Annotated in this window: 11 protein-coding genes, 1 tRNA gene and 2 pseudogenes; 7 read left to right on the plus strand and 7 right to left on the minus strand. The window is 74.6% G+C overall.

Features of this window, described 5'->3' with window-relative positions; all coding sequences use genetic code 11:
- Positions 1-2: 2 nt before the first annotated feature.
- Positions 3-527, plus strand: coding sequence for a MarR family winged helix-turn-helix transcriptional regulator (locus ACZ79I_RS37605; protein WP_471503954.1), 525 nt, complete (start codon positions 3-5; stop codon positions 525-527).
- Positions 528-709: 182 nt separating this feature from the next.
- Here the strand turns inward: ACZ79I_RS37605 and ACZ79I_RS37610 are convergent, their stop codons facing one another.
- From ACZ79I_RS37610 to ACZ79I_RS37630, 5 genes are all read right to left on the minus strand, one after another.
- A complete protein-coding gene (locus ACZ79I_RS37610; RefSeq protein ID WP_471503956.1) occupies positions 710-1,084 on the minus strand; it encodes a hypothetical protein in 375 nt (124 codons plus the stop codon).
- Positions 1,081-2,793: an aa3-type cytochrome oxidase subunit I gene (gene ctaD / locus ACZ79I_RS37615; RefSeq protein WP_471503958.1), complete on the minus strand. Its 1,713-nt coding sequence runs from the start codon at positions 2,791-2,793 to the stop codon at positions 1,081-1,083. Before ctaD ends, ACZ79I_RS37610 begins: the two co-directional genes overlap by 4 nt.
- A gap of 194 nt (positions 2,794-2,987) precedes the next feature.
- Positions 2,988-3,737 carry a polysaccharide deacetylase family protein gene (locus ACZ79I_RS37620; protein WP_471503960.1) on the minus strand — a complete coding sequence of 250 codons (750 nt, stop codon included), beginning with the start codon at positions 3,735-3,737 and terminating at the stop codon, positions 2,988-2,990.
- Between the two features lie 59 nt (positions 3,738-3,796).
- Positions 3,797-4,720 (minus strand): DMT family transporter, encoded by a 924-nt coding sequence (locus ACZ79I_RS37625; RefSeq protein ID WP_471503962.1) that lies wholly within the window; start codon positions 4,718-4,720, stop codon positions 3,797-3,799.
- Positions 4,721-4,727: 7 nt separating this feature from the next.
- Positions 4,728-5,582, minus strand: coding sequence for an SDR family NAD(P)-dependent oxidoreductase (locus ACZ79I_RS37630; RefSeq protein ID WP_471503964.1), 855 nt, complete (start codon positions 5,580-5,582; stop codon positions 4,728-4,730).
- Positions 5,583-5,739: 157 nt separating this feature from the next.
- Here ACZ79I_RS37630 and ACZ79I_RS37635 point away from each other — a divergent pair, with 157 nt between their 5' ends.
- From ACZ79I_RS37635 to ACZ79I_RS37650, 4 genes and pseudogenes are all read left to right on the plus strand, one after another.
- Positions 5,740-6,921 (plus strand): MGDG synthase family glycosyltransferase, encoded by a 1,182-nt coding sequence (locus tag ACZ79I_RS37635; protein ID WP_471503966.1) that lies wholly within the window; start codon positions 5,740-5,742, stop codon positions 6,919-6,921.
- A 77-nt stretch (positions 6,922-6,998) separates the two neighbouring features.
- The gene (locus ACZ79I_RS37640; protein WP_471503968.1) at positions 6,999-8,138 is read left to right on the plus strand and encodes an enolase C-terminal domain-like protein; all 1,140 of its coding nucleotides are present in this window, start codon (positions 6,999-7,001) and stop codon (positions 8,136-8,138) included.
- A 148-nt stretch (positions 8,139-8,286) separates the two neighbouring features.
- Positions 8,287-9,618, plus strand: a complete 1,332-nt coding sequence (gene selA / locus ACZ79I_RS37645) for an L-seryl-tRNA(Sec) selenium transferase (protein ID WP_471503970.1) — start codon at positions 8,287-8,289, stop codon at positions 9,616-9,618.
- A gap of 11 nt (positions 9,619-9,629) precedes the next feature.
- Positions 9,630-10,100 (plus strand): annotated as a pseudogene (locus ACZ79I_RS37650) (GTP-binding protein); the annotation flags it as partial.
- A gap of 294 nt (positions 10,101-10,394) precedes the next feature.
- On the opposite strand, the gene ACZ79I_RS37655 reads toward ACZ79I_RS37650, so the two are convergent.
- Positions 10,395-10,880: a hypothetical protein gene (locus ACZ79I_RS37655; RefSeq protein WP_471503972.1), complete on the minus strand. Its 486-nt coding sequence runs from the start codon at positions 10,878-10,880 to the stop codon at positions 10,395-10,397.
- On the opposite strand from ACZ79I_RS37655, the pseudogene ACZ79I_RS37660 reads away from it, so the two are divergent.
- A pseudogene (locus ACZ79I_RS37660) lies at positions 10,776-11,324 on the plus strand (selenocysteine-specific translation elongation factor); the annotation flags it as partial. The gene ACZ79I_RS37655 and the pseudogene ACZ79I_RS37660 sit on opposite strands and share 105 nt — an antisense overlap.
- 83 nt (positions 11,325-11,407) lie before the next feature.
- On the opposite strand, the gene ACZ79I_RS37665 reads toward ACZ79I_RS37660, so the two are convergent.
- Positions 11,408-11,500, minus strand: a tRNA-Sec gene (locus ACZ79I_RS37665).
- Between the two features lie 61 nt (positions 11,501-11,561).
- On the opposite strand from ACZ79I_RS37665, the gene selD reads away from it, so the two are divergent.
- Positions 11,562-12,587, plus strand: coding sequence for a selenide, water dikinase SelD (gene selD / locus ACZ79I_RS37670; RefSeq protein WP_471503974.1), 1,026 nt, complete (start codon positions 11,562-11,564; stop codon positions 12,585-12,587).
- The last annotated feature ends 11 nt before the right edge of the window (positions 12,588-12,598 follow it).

Raw genomic sequence — 12,598 nt, forward strand, 5'->3', positions numbered from 1 at the left:
CCATGCCGGAGCGTGAAACCCTCATGACGGGCATGGACGACGTGGACGCGGTCACGCGCGCGGTGCTGACCGCGTCACGGTTGCTGGTCGCGGTCTCCGCTCGTTCGCTGGCCGCGGTCGAGGACCGGGTCACCCTGCCCCAGTTCCGGATGCTGGTGGTGCTGTCGATGCGCGGCGCCACGAAGCTGGTCGCTCTGGCGGACCTGCTGCAGGTGGCGCCGTCGACGGCGATGCGCATGGTGGACCGACTGATCGCCGCCGGGCTGGCCGACCGTCAGGTCAACCCGGACAACCGCCGTGAGACCCTGCTGCGGCTGACCGACGAGGGGCGGCGGACGGTCGTGGACGTCACCGCGCGGCGCCGTGCCGAGATCGCCGCGATCGTCGAGCGGCTGGGTCCCGGGCAACGGGCCGCGCTGGTCGAGGCGTTGACCGCGTTCAACGAGGCGGGCGGGGAGCCACCGGTCCCGGTCTCGAACGCCCTGGGGGCCCATCCGCTGGGCTGGACCGATACCGGCCGCCCCTGAGGGGAGCACGGCGGACGGTCCTGGTGCCGGACACCGGCAGTCCGTCCGGCACCGGGAGCGGAGGGGAGCCGAGCCGCCCGGTAGGTGGCGCCTGGGGCGAGCAAGGGGGCGGAGGGTGTTCCGGGGCGCGCTGCGCGCCGATTCCCCGTCGGACCGGGCCGTCGGCCCGGCGCGGCTGCGGTCTACCGGGTCAGTGTGCACAGCGCCGCACTGAGACCGCCCGCGCCGGCCAGAAGCGCGCAGGCGAAGGCGGCGTGGGTCTTGAGCAGGGCGCGCCGGAGGACGGCGTAGCGGGCTTCGTACTCCTCTCGCAGTTCTCCGGCGCGCCGCGTGATGGTGGTCAGTATCTGGCGTGTGACGTCGAGGCGTTGGCCGATGTAGTGGCGTGTGAGGTCTTCGGCCTGCTCCGTGGTCAGCCAGGGGAGCCGTGCGCAGAGGGACTCGGCCTCCCGGTGTGCGGTGTCGTACTCGGCGCGGGCGAGGAGGTAGCCCTCGACCTCGGCGGCGAGTGCGCGTCCCTGGTCCGAGGGGGCTCTGTCGTCCGGGCCGCCCGTCACGGCAGGTTTCCCTCGCGCCCCCGGCTCTCGGTCACGCCGCTCTCGCCGGCGTACTCGCGGTAGCCGATCTCGGCCACGTCGGGATGGTGCAGCTCGAAGGCGGGGGACTCGGAGCGGATCCGGGGCAGGGTGGTGAAGTTGTGCCGCGGCGGTGGGCAGGAGGTCGCCCACTCCAGCGAACGTCCGTATCCCCAGGGGTCGTCGACCTCGACGCGTTTGCCGTACTTGGCGGTCTTCCACACGTTGTACAGGAACGGCAGGGTGGACAGGCCGAGCAGGAAGGAGCCGATGCTCGAGACGGTGTTCAGCGCGGTGAAGCCGTCGGCCGAGAGGTAGTCGGCGTAGCGGCGGGGCATGCCTTCGACACCGAGCCAGTGCTGGATGAGGAAGGTGAGCTGGAAGCCGATGAAGACGGTCCAGAAGTGGATCTTGCCCAGCCGTTCGTCGAGCATCTTGCCGGTCATCTTCGGCCACCAGAAGTGGTACGCGGCGAACGTCGCGAACACGATCGTGCCGAAGAGCGTGTAGTGGAAGTGGGCGACCACGAAGTAGCCGTCGGTGACGTGCCAGTCCATCGGCGGCGAGGCGAGGAAGATTCCGGTCAGCCCGCCGAAGAGGAAGGTGACCAGGAAGCCCATCGTCCACAGCATGGGCGTCTCGAAGGACAGCGAGCCCCGCCACAGGGTGCCGATCCAGTTGAAGAACTTCACACCGGTGGGTACGGCGATCATGAAGGAGAGGAAGGAGAAGAACGGCAGCAGGACGGCGCCGGTGGCGAACATATGGTGGGCCCACACGCTCATGGACAGGCCCGTGATGGTGATCGTCGCGCCGACCAGGCCCATGTAGCCGAAGATCGGCTTGCGTGAGAAGACCGGGATGATCTCGCTGACCACGCCGAAGAACGGCAGTGCCAGGACGTAGACCTCCGGGTGGCCGAAGAACCAGAACAGGTGCTGGAACAGGATCGGTCCGCCGTTCTCGGGGTTGTAGATCTGGGCGCCGAACCGGCGGTCGAACTCCAGGGCCAGCAGGGTCGCCGCGAGCGGGGGGAAGACGAGCACGATCAGGACCGAGGTCAGCAGGGCGTTCCAGGTGAAGATCGGCATGCGGAACATCGTCAGACCGGGCGCGCGCATGCACAGGATCGTGGTCAGGAAGTTGACCGCGCCGAGAATGGTGCCGACCCCGGAGAACCCGAGCCCCAGGATCCACAGGTCGCCGCCGAGCTGCGGCGTGTGGATGTGGCCGCTGAGCGGGGTGTAGGCCGTCCAGCCGAAGTCGGCGGCCCCCTGCGGGGTGAGGAAGCCGCTGAGCGCGATCAGGCTGCCGAAGAGGAACATCCAGTAGCCGAGCATGTTCAGCCGGGGGAACGCCACGTCGGGCGCCCCGATCTGCAGGGGCATCACCACGTTGGTGAACCCGACGAACGTCGGCGTCGCGAACAGCAGCAGCATCACCGTGCCGTGCATCGTGAACAACTGGTTGTACTGCTCGTTGGACATGATCTGCAGGCCGGGCCGTGCCAGCTCCGCCCGCAGCATCAGCGCCATCACCCCGCCGGCCAGGAAGAACACGAACGCGGTGACCAGGTACATCTGCCCGATCTTCTTGTGGTCCGTCGTGGTCAGCCAGGACACGATGGCGTGGCCGGCCCTCCGACGTCCTTCGACCGGTGCGAGTGCGACCGGTTCCGTCTGTGTGGCCATCAAAAACCCCGAACCGTTGAAAAACGCCATGGATGGGAATTCATGCGGATAAAGATCCCGTAACCGGGCCTGGTGTGCACGCGCATGCGGCCAATTGGGTCTTCGTGTCGGGCCGCGGGGGAGGACGGCCGCCGCCGCGGCCCCGTGGCGGAGGCGGGCCCTCGGCCGGACGGGACGTCACGGGCCCCGGCCCGTCACTCGGCCCTGGTGCCGTGCTCCGCCAGCGGGCCCACCGCCAGCCCCGCCGCGCGGCAGCCGTCGACGATGCCGGGCAGCGCCCCCAGCGCCGCCCGCCAGCAGCCCGGGGCGGAGACCCGGTCGGAGTCGTGCAGCAGCAGGGTCCCCCCGCCGTGCAGGCCGGCGCCGACCAGGGCGCGCACGGACTCGGGCGTCGCCGCGGCACTCCAGTCCCTGGCCCAGGCGGTCCACAGGACGGGCCGCAGCCCGGTCCTGCGGGCCGCCGTCCACCGCGCCGTCGTGAGAATCCCGTACGGCGGGCGGTACCACTGCGGCCGACGCCCCCCGATCTCGTGGACCGCCCGGACCGCGCGGACGAGCCCCGCCCTCTCCCGGGCGGCGGCGGGCAGCCAGGGGCGGTCGTGGGCCCAGCCGTGCACCGCGAGTTCGTGCCCCCGCTCGGCGGTTTCGCGGGTCAGCGCCGGATGCCGTACGACGCTCTCGCCCAGCACGAAGAAGGTGGCCCGCACGCCGAGGTCGTCCAGCGCGTCGAGGAAACGCGGGGTCGACCCCGGATCGGGGCCGTCGTCGAACGTGAGAGCGACATGGTCGGGGCGGCCGACACCGGCGAGCCCCGGGAAGAGACGCAGCCGCGGGCCCGGCAGCCAGGTCAGGGCCGGGCCGATGTGCGCGGCCGTGACGGCGGCGAGCGGCGCCAGCGCGACGGCGGTCTGCCGGGCGCGACACAGGCACGGGGGGAGAGACACCGGGTCGTCCGCCTCCTTCTCGTCCCAAGTCCGTCCGTACGCCGCCCCACCGGCGTGTGTCACGACCGCTGCGGCGCCGGCTCCTGGGCGCCCGGACCCGGTCCGTCCGGTCCCGTCGGAGCGACGTCCCAGGTGCCGCTGACCGACAGGGCGCCGGCCAGCCCGATGCTCCCCGCCCCGATGAGCGCGACACCGACCACCTCGGGCAGCACGCGCACCCCGAGGGCGATCTGCTCGTCGAACAGCACCCCGCCGAGCACCACACTGGTCAGGGCGTCACCGAGGGTGAGAGCCGGCTGGGACGCCGTCAGGGTCCCGGCCCGCAGCGCCCCTTGCAACAGCAGGAAGCCGATCAGTCCGACGCCGACCGTGGCGTAGGGCGGCCACTGCGCCAGCACGCTGCCCGGCCCGTGTGCCAGCCGGCCCGTGACCTCCTTGAGCAGCGCGGCCGTGGCGGAGAACGACACGGCGGACGACAGCCCGAGCAGCGCGGCCCGCGGCGCGCCCCTCACCAGGAAGGACACCGCGGCGAGGGCGGCGATCACGCACAGCACCGTGCCTCCCGTCGGCAGCCAGCGCCCCGGCCACCCGGTGGACCGGCCGGTGGAGGGGGCGGCCGCGCCCAGGAAGAGGGCCAGGCCGGCGGCGAGCGCCGCGAACGCCAGCCAGGTCCGGCGGCTCGGACGGTGATGGAAGACCACACCGCCGACGGCGAGGGTGAACAGCAACTCACTGGCCTGCAGCGGCTGGACCACGGCCAGGCTGCCCGTGGCCAGCGCGGCCGCCTGCAGCACCGTGGTCAGCGCGAGCAGGCCCGCGCCCGCCACCCAGTGCGGTCGTCGCAGGACATGCGCCAGCCAGCGCACGGCGTGCCGCAGCCCGGGGCCGCCGGGTTCGGCCGCCGCCGCCCGCCGCTGCAGGACGGAGGCCGAGGCGTTGGTCAGCGCCGAGAGCAGCGCGAGGACGACGGTGAGGGCGCTCACCTGCCGCTCATCCGTACTTGGCGGCGAGCCGCCGGTACAGGGCGGGCGCTGCGCCGTGCACCCGCGCGGGCAGGCGCAGCCAGCCGGGGACGTAGACCTCGTCCCTGCCCCGGCGGACCGCGCACCAGACGGCGTCCGCCACGCGCTCGGGGGGCACGGGCCTCGGCCACGACCGCCGGTAGGGAACGCCCCGGCGCTCGAAGAACGGTGTGTCCACCACCCCTGCGACCACATGGGTGATTCCCACGCCCGTACCGCGCAGTTCGTACCGCAGGGCGTCGGAGAACGCGGCGAGCGCCGCCTTGGCGGCGGAGTACACGGCCTCGCCGCGGACGCTGACGACGCCCGCCAGCGATCCGACCAGCACCACGCGCCCGGAGCCGGCCGCGACCATGTGCGGCAGCAGATGCCGTACCAGGCGCACCGTGCTCAGCAGATCCACGTCGATCACGTCGTCGATCGCCGGCCGGGGCATGGCGCCGAAGTCGCCGGCCCAGCCGATCCCGGCGCAGGCCACCAGCAGGTCCACCCGGCCGGCGCGCCGGAGGGCGAACTCGGCCAGCCGCCGTTCGGCACCCGCGTGGGTGAGATCCGCGGGAAAGGCGGCGGCCGACGCCTGCTCGGCGACGCGCGCGAGTCGCGCCGTGTCACGCCCGTTGAGCACCAGGTGCCAGTCGTCCTCGGCGGCCAGCCGGCGCGCCACGGCGGCGCCGATGCCGGACGACGCGCCGGTCACCAGCGCTGTGCCCCGACGGGCGGCCCGGCCGGCGGGCGACCGGCGGTCGGCGGGGCCTGCGGCCGGGTCAGGGTCTCCTTCGGACAGCGCGGGCGTGGATCGAGCGCGGGAGGGAGCTTGGGACATGACGGCTGACCTCGGCTGCGAAGGCGAACCCCGGACGGCGGGCGGGATGCGGACGCTCCCGGGTTCGTACGGGAGGAGGCGGACGGGCGGGACCCGCTCGCCTCGGGTCTGTCGGAACGCAAAGTGGGCGGACGTTTCGGGGAGCACGGCAGGGACAATGGGTACCAATGTGAACATCTTCCCCTGTGTGTCCGCGTCGGGCGACGCGAGCGACCGGAACCCCGCCGCACGGTCCGCGCCGGGGGCGCGGCGGGTTCTGATCATCAGCGCGAGCATGGGGGCCGGACACGACACGGTGGCCGCCGAACTCGCGCGCCGCCTGCGGGAGCACGGCCACCGGACAGCGGTGGTGGACGTGCTGCGGCTGCTGCCGTACGGCCTGGGCGGCGGACTGCGCGCCTTCTACCAGGCGTCGGTACGGCACTTTCCCTGGGCCTACGGTGGCCTCTACCACGTGTTCCTCCGCCGCGGAACCGGCCGCCGCCCCAGCGGCGTCCCGCTGGCCCGGCTCGCCGCCGGCCGCCTCGCGCGTCTGGCGGACCGCACCGGTGCGGACCTCGTGGTCCCCGTCTTCCATCTCGCCGCGCAGCTGACGGGCGATCTCCGCTCCCGGGGGCTGCTCCGGGCGCCGAGCGCCGTCTTCCTCATCGACTTCGCCGTCCACCGGCAGTGGCTCCACCCCGGCAACGACCGCTACCTCTGCCTCACCGACGAAGCGGCGCGCGCGGTGCGCGAGGACATCGCCACGCCCGCCGACACGACCGGTCCGGTCGTGGCCCCCGCCTTCTCCGCACCCGCCCCCGGGGCGGAGCAGTGGTCACGGCGCTTCGCCCTCCACGGTCCCGGGCGCCCGCCCGTCCTGCTCTCCGCGGGCGCGTGGGGGGCCGGCTCCCGCCTCGCGGCGACCGCCGCCCTGCTGGCCGGGCGCGGCTTCCTCCCGGTGGTGCTGTGCGGCCGCAACGACCGGCTGCGCGGCCGGCTGCCCCAGCACCCGGGCGTCCTCACCCTGGGCTGGGTCGCCGACATGCCCGGCCTGATGCGTGCCGCCCGCGCCCTGGTGGACAACGCGGCCGGGCAGACCGCCGTCCAGGCCCTCGCCGCGGGTCTGCCGGTGGTGGGATACCGCCCGCTGCCCGGCCACGGCGCGGACGGCGTACGGCGGATGGCCGCCCTCGGCCTCTCCGACCTGGCCGCCGACGAGTCCGGCCTGCTCGGCGCGCTGGAGCGGCTCACCGCACCCGGTCCCGACCGGGAACGCCGGGTCCGCCAAGGCCGGGCGCTCTTCCGCGACGACCTGATGACGCGGCTGGCCCAGCTCCTCGAAGCGGCCGGTCCATGACCCTCCCCGCCGTTTACTGGGACGGCCCGCGGGTCACCCGGTGGTGACGGCAGGGACATGTCCCGAGGAGTGGCGTCATGACGCTGGTGGCCGCACTGGACGAGTGCCGCATCGACGGTGTCGACGTTCACGCCTTCGAGGTCCCCACGGACGGCCCGGACGGCAAGGAGCAGGACGGCACCCTGGAATGGGAGTCCACGACCCTCGTCCTGGTACGGGTGCACGGCGGCGGGAGGACCGGGCTGGGGTACACGTACGGAGACGTGTCGGTCGCCTCGTTCATCTGCTCGCAACTGGTCCCGCTGCTGCGCGGGGACCGCGCCTGCCCGCCGCCGGCCTTGTGGCGGCGGATGGGCGAGCGGATCCGCAACGCCGGGCGCCCCGGAGTCGGCTTCATGGCGCTGTCCGCGGTGGACGTGGCCCTGTGGGACCTCAAGGCCAGGCTGCTGGGACTCCCGTTGATCCATGTGCTCCCGGCCCACCACGACAGGGTCCCGGTCTACGGAAGCGGGGGCTTCACGAACTACCCGCTCGACCGCCTCGCCGGCCAGGCCGCCGGATGGGCCGGCCAGGGCATCACCCGGGTGAAGCTGAAGACCTCGCGGGAGCCCGAACGTGATCCGCAGCGGCTGACCGCCGTGCGCGAGGCGGTCGGTGACGGGACGGAGGTCTTCACCGACGCCAACGGCGCGCTCGGCCGCAAGGAGGCGCTCTACTGGGCGCGCAGGTTCCACGACGAGTGGGACGTGCGGTGGTTCGAGGAACCCGTCAGCTCCGCGGACCTGACGGGCCTGCGGCTGCTGCGCGAACGGGGGCCGGAGCGGGTGGACATCGCCGCGGGCGAGTACGCCTTCACCCTGCGGGACTTCGTCAGCCTCGCGGACGGCCCCGCGGTGGACTGCCTCCAGGCGGACGTCACCCGCTGCGGCGGGATCACGGGGGTGCTGGAGGTCGCGGGCCTGTCCGCGGCACAGCACCTCGACCTGTCCGCGCACTGCGCCCCGGCCGTTTCCGCCCATGCCTTCTGCGCGGTGCGCCGGCTGCGGCACCTGGAGTACTTCCACGACCATGTGCGCGTCGAGCGCCTGCTGTTCGACGGCACCCTGTCGCCGGTCGGCGGCACACTGCGGCCCGACACCGGCCGTCCGGGGCTCGGCCTGGACGTCAAGTGGGCCGACGCGGAGCGCTACCGCGTGCAGGGAGCGCGACCGGCCTGAACGGGCGGGCACCGGGGGGCCGCTCCGGCGTGTCGTCGCTCCGGCCCGGCGCCGTCGCGGCGTGTCGTGCGGCCGGCCGTGGGCACTGGGAGACGATGGGGCTTCCCCGGACAGCCCCGACAGGCCGGGCCGGAGAGGGAGTGGCTGCATGGAGCGGCGGGTCACACGGGAAAAGGCCGGCGAGGCGGCCGACGCGCGACGCCGCGTCCCCCGTACCGACGCCGTCCTGGGCGACCCCCGCCTCGCGGAAGCGGCGCGCCGGCTGGGGCCGGGCGTGGTCAAGACGGCGGTCCGGCAGGCGCAGCAGCAGGCGCGCGACGGCACCATCCCACCGGAGCAGGTACGGGAGACGGCCCTCGCCCTGCTGCCGCCCACGGTCGGCGGACTGCGGCCGGTGATCAACGCCACCGGGGTACTGCTGCACACCAACCTCGGGCGGGCGCCGCTGTCCCCGGCGGCCCGCCGGGCCGTGCAGGAGGCGGCCGGGGCCACGGACGTCGAACTGGACCTGCCGACCGGCGCACGGGCCCGCCGCGGGCGCACCGCCCTGGCCGCGCTGTGCGGGCGTGTCCCGTCCGCCGGTGCCGCGCACGTCGTCAACAACGGCGCCGCCGCCCTGGTCCTGGCCGCCACCGCGCTCGCCGCGGGAAAGGACATCGTCATCAGCCGCGGCGAGATGGTCGAGATCGGGGACGGTTTCCGGCTGCCGGACCTGCTCGTCTCCACCGGGGCCCGGCTCCGCGAGGTCGGCACCACCAACCGCACGACGGCCGCCGACTACGCCGCCGCGATCGGCCCGGACACGGGTTTCGTGCTGAAGGTGCACCCCTCCAACTTCCGCATCACCGGGTTCACGCGTGCCGCCGGGACCGGTGAACTGGCGGCGCTGGGCGTGCCCGTGGTCGTCGACATCGGCTCCGGGCTGCTCGCCCCGCATCCGCTGCTGCCCGAAGAGCCCGATGCGGAGAGCCAGTTGACGGCGGGCGCCGCCCTCGTCACCGCCAGTGGGGACAAGCTCCTCGGCGGCCCCCAGTGCGGGCTGCTGCTCGGAGCGGAGCCCGTGGTCCGCACCGTGTCCCGCCATCCCCTGGCCCGCGCGCTGCGCGTGGACAAGCTGACCCTGGCCGCCCTGGAGGCGACCCTGACCGGCCCCGACACGCCGACCGCCGCCGCACTGGCCGCCGACCCGGCGGGGCTCGTGCGCCGCGCCGAAGGGCTCGCCTCGGCCCTCGGCGCGCACGGCATCGACGTACGTGCCGTCGGGAGCGCCGCCACGGTGGGCGGCGGCGGGGCCCCGGGCGTGACGCTGCCCAGCGCGGCCCTGTCCCTGCCGGAGCCGTACGCGGCCGCCCTGCGCACGGGCCACGTTCCCGTCGTCGGGCGTCTGGAGGCGGGGCGGTGCCTGCTCGATCTGCGGGCGGTGCCGCCGCGGGACGACGAACGGCTGGCCGAGGCCGTGCGCTCGGCCGCGGGGAGGTAGGCGCCGTGCGGGTGCTGGCCACCGCCGGGCACGTGGACCACGGCAAGTCCGCCCTGGTGCGGGCGCTGACCGGGATGGAACCCGACCGCTTCGAGGAGGAGCGGCGCAGGGGGCTGACCCTCGACCTCGGATTCGTATGGACCCGGCTCGGCCCCGACGGGAGCCATCTCGCCTTCGTGGACGTGCCGGGCCACGAGAGGTTCGTCCCCACCATGCTGGCCGGGGTCGGACCCGTCCCCGCCGTGCTGTTCGCGGTCGCCGCCGACCAGGGCTGGCAGCCGCAGTCGCAGGAGCACCTGGCGATCCTCGACGCGCTCGGGGTGCGGCACGCCGTGCTCGCGGTGACCCGCAGCGACCTGGCGGACCCCGCCCCCGTGCGCGCCGACGCCGTCGCACGCATGGCGGCCACCTCGCTCGGCCGGGTGCCGTCCGTCGCGGTGAGCGCGGTCACCGGCGCCGGGCTGGACGAACTGCGCACGCGGCTGGACCGGCTGGCCGGCTCGCTGCCCGACCCGCCGGCCGACGCGGACGTGCGGCTGTGGCTGGACCGCGCCTTCACGGTGCGCGGTCACGGCACCGTGGTGACGGGCACGCTCGGTGCGGGCACCCTGCGCGTCGGCGACCACCTGGTGACCGGGGACGGTTCGGCCGTGCTGCGGGTGCGCGGGCTGCAGTGCCTGCACGAGGAGCGGTCCGCCGTCAGCGGTGTGGCGCGCGTGGCCGTGAACGTGCACGGCCCCCGTGACGGCTTGCTGCGCCGGGGACAGGTGCTGCTGTCACCGGACCGCTGGCTGCGCACCGGCCTGATCGACGTCCGGGTCACCGGGGAGCCGGTCGGCGAGCTGCCCCGGACGGCCACCCTGCACATCGGCACGGCCGCCGTGCCGGTGACCGTCCGCCTGCTCGGTGAGGACACCGCCCGACTGACCCTCGTCCGGGAACTGCCCCTGCGCGTCGGGGACCGTGCGGTCCTGCGCGAGCCGGGCGGCCGGCGCACACCCTGCGGCGTCACCGTCCTGGACGTGCGCCCCCCACCGCTGACGCGACGAGGGGCCGGACGGGCCCGGGCGGCGGAGCTGGCGGCCATGACCGGCCGGCCCGACGGCGCGGCGGAACTCCGGCGGCGCGGCCTCGTACGCCGCTCGGAGCTGCTGGCGATGGGAGTGCCCCCACCCACCGCGCCCGTCACCGGGGACTGGCTGGCCGACGAGGCCCACTGGGCGGGACTGAGGGAGCGCCTGGCCGCCGAGGTGGAGCGCCACGCACAGCGGCACCCCCTGGAGCCCGGCCTGCCGGCCGAGGCGGCCCGCCGCCTGCTCGAACTGCCCGACCGGGCCCTGGTCGACGCGCTCGCCGAGACGCCGGGCACCGGGGAACTACGGTGCCGGCAGGGCCGGTTGTACGGTCCCGGCGGCGTCCGGCCGGCACTGCCGCCGACCGTCCGGGCAGCCGTCGGCGCCCTGCGGCGCGAGCTGGCACGGGCACCGTTCCAAGCGCCGGAAGCAGGTCGCCTCGGCGAACTGGGTCTCGACCGCAAGGCGGTGGCCGCCGCCGTCTCGGCGGGGGCACTGCTGAGGGTCGGCGACGGCATCCTGCTGCTGCCGGGCGCGGACGCCCGAGCCGTCGCCGTACTCGCCCGTCTGCCGCAGCCGTTCACCCTGAGCGAGGCACGGCGGGCCCTCGGCACCACACGCAGGGTGGCCGTGCCGCTGCTGGAGTACCTGGACGCCCACGGGCACACGGAACGCGTGGACGATCAGCGCCGCCGCTGCCGGACCGGTGTGAGGAGCGGAGGCGGACGGGAATCGAACCCGCCTGCCCGAGATCCTCGGGCACCTCGGTTTTGAAGACCGGGAGGGCCACCAGGCACCCACACGCCTCCACCACCCGCCAGGCTACCCAGAAGTCCCGGCACCATCCGCGACCCACCCAGGAGAGCCCGCATGACCTCGACGCGCGAAACGCCCGTACGGCTCACGCAGTTCGCCCACGGCGGCGGCTGCGCCTGCAAGATCCCGCCGGGTGAACTGGAGGACGTGCTCGGCGCGTTGTCCGCCGCGCTCCCGCCCACGACAGACTTCCCGCTTCTCGTCGGGGCGGCCACCGGCGACGACGCGGCCGTCGTCACGCTGCCCGGGCGGGACGGCGCGGCGGAGCGGGCGGTGGTGTCCACCGCCGACTTCTTCACCCCCGTCGTCGACGATCCCTACGACTGGGGGCGCATCGCCGCGGCCAACGCCCTGTCCGACGTGTACGCGATGGGCGGCCGTCCGGTCCTGGCCGTCAACCTCCTCGCCTGGCCCCGCGACGTCCTGCCGTTCGACCTGGCCCGCGAGGTGCTGCGCGGCGGACTGGACGTCGCCGCCGAGGCGGGCTGCCATGTGGGAGGCGGCCACAGCGTGGACGACCCCGAACCGAAGTACGGGATGGCCGTCACCGGCCTGGCCGACCCCTCCCGGCTGCTGCGCAACGACACCGGCCGCCCCGGCATGCCGCTGTCGCTCACCAAACCCCTCGGCCTGGGCGTGCTCAACAACCGCCACAAGGCCACCGGGGAGCGGTTCGGCCACGCCGTGGCCACGATGGCGGCCCTCAACCGGGACGCGGCCGCCGCGGCCCTGGCCGCCGGTGCGGTGTGCGCCACCGACGTGACCGGCTTCGGGTTCCTCGGCCACCTGCACAAGCTGGCCCGGGCGTCCGGGGTGACCGCCGTGGTCGACACCGCCGCCGTGCCCTACCTGGACGGGGCCCGGGAGGCGGTGCGAGCCGGGTACGTCAGCGGCGGCACCCGGCGCAACCTGGAGTGGGTGGCGACCAGCACGGACTTCGGGACCACCGACGCGGACACCCGGCTGCTCCTGGCCGATGCCCAGACCTCGGGCGGCCTGCTGGTGGCGGGGGAGGTGCCCGGGGCCCCGGTGGTGGGGGAACTCGTCGCGCGCGGACCGCACTCGGTCGTGCTCCGCTGACCCCGGCGGCC

The sequence above is a fragment of the Streptomyces sp. PSU-S4-23 genome (assembly GCF_055632315.1).

Excerpts from the sequence above, each read along its gene's own strand:
- ACZ79I_RS37605 (WP_471503954.1), top strand. The coding sequence starts at position 3 with ATGCCGGAGCGTGAAACCCTCATGACGGGCATGGACGACGTGGACGCG.
- ctaD (WP_471503958.1), bottom strand. The coding sequence starts at position 2,793 with ATGGCCACACAGACGGAACCGGTCGCACTCGCACCGGTCGAAGGACGT.
- ACZ79I_RS37630 (WP_471503964.1), bottom strand. The coding sequence starts at position 5,582 with ATGTCCCAAGCTCCCTCCCGCGCTCGATCCACGCCCGCGCTGTCCGAA.
- ACZ79I_RS37635 (WP_471503966.1), top strand. The coding sequence starts at position 5,740 with ATGGGTACCAATGTGAACATCTTCCCCTGTGTGTCCGCGTCGGGCGAC.
- ACZ79I_RS37640 (WP_471503968.1), top strand. The coding sequence starts at position 6,999 with ATGACGCTGGTGGCCGCACTGGACGAGTGCCGCATCGACGGTGTCGAC.
- selA (WP_471503970.1), top strand. The coding sequence starts at position 8,287 with ATGGAGCGGCGGGTCACACGGGAAAAGGCCGGCGAGGCGGCCGACGCG.
- selD (WP_471503974.1), top strand. The coding sequence starts at position 11,562 with ATGACCTCGACGCGCGAAACGCCCGTACGGCTCACGCAGTTCGCCCAC.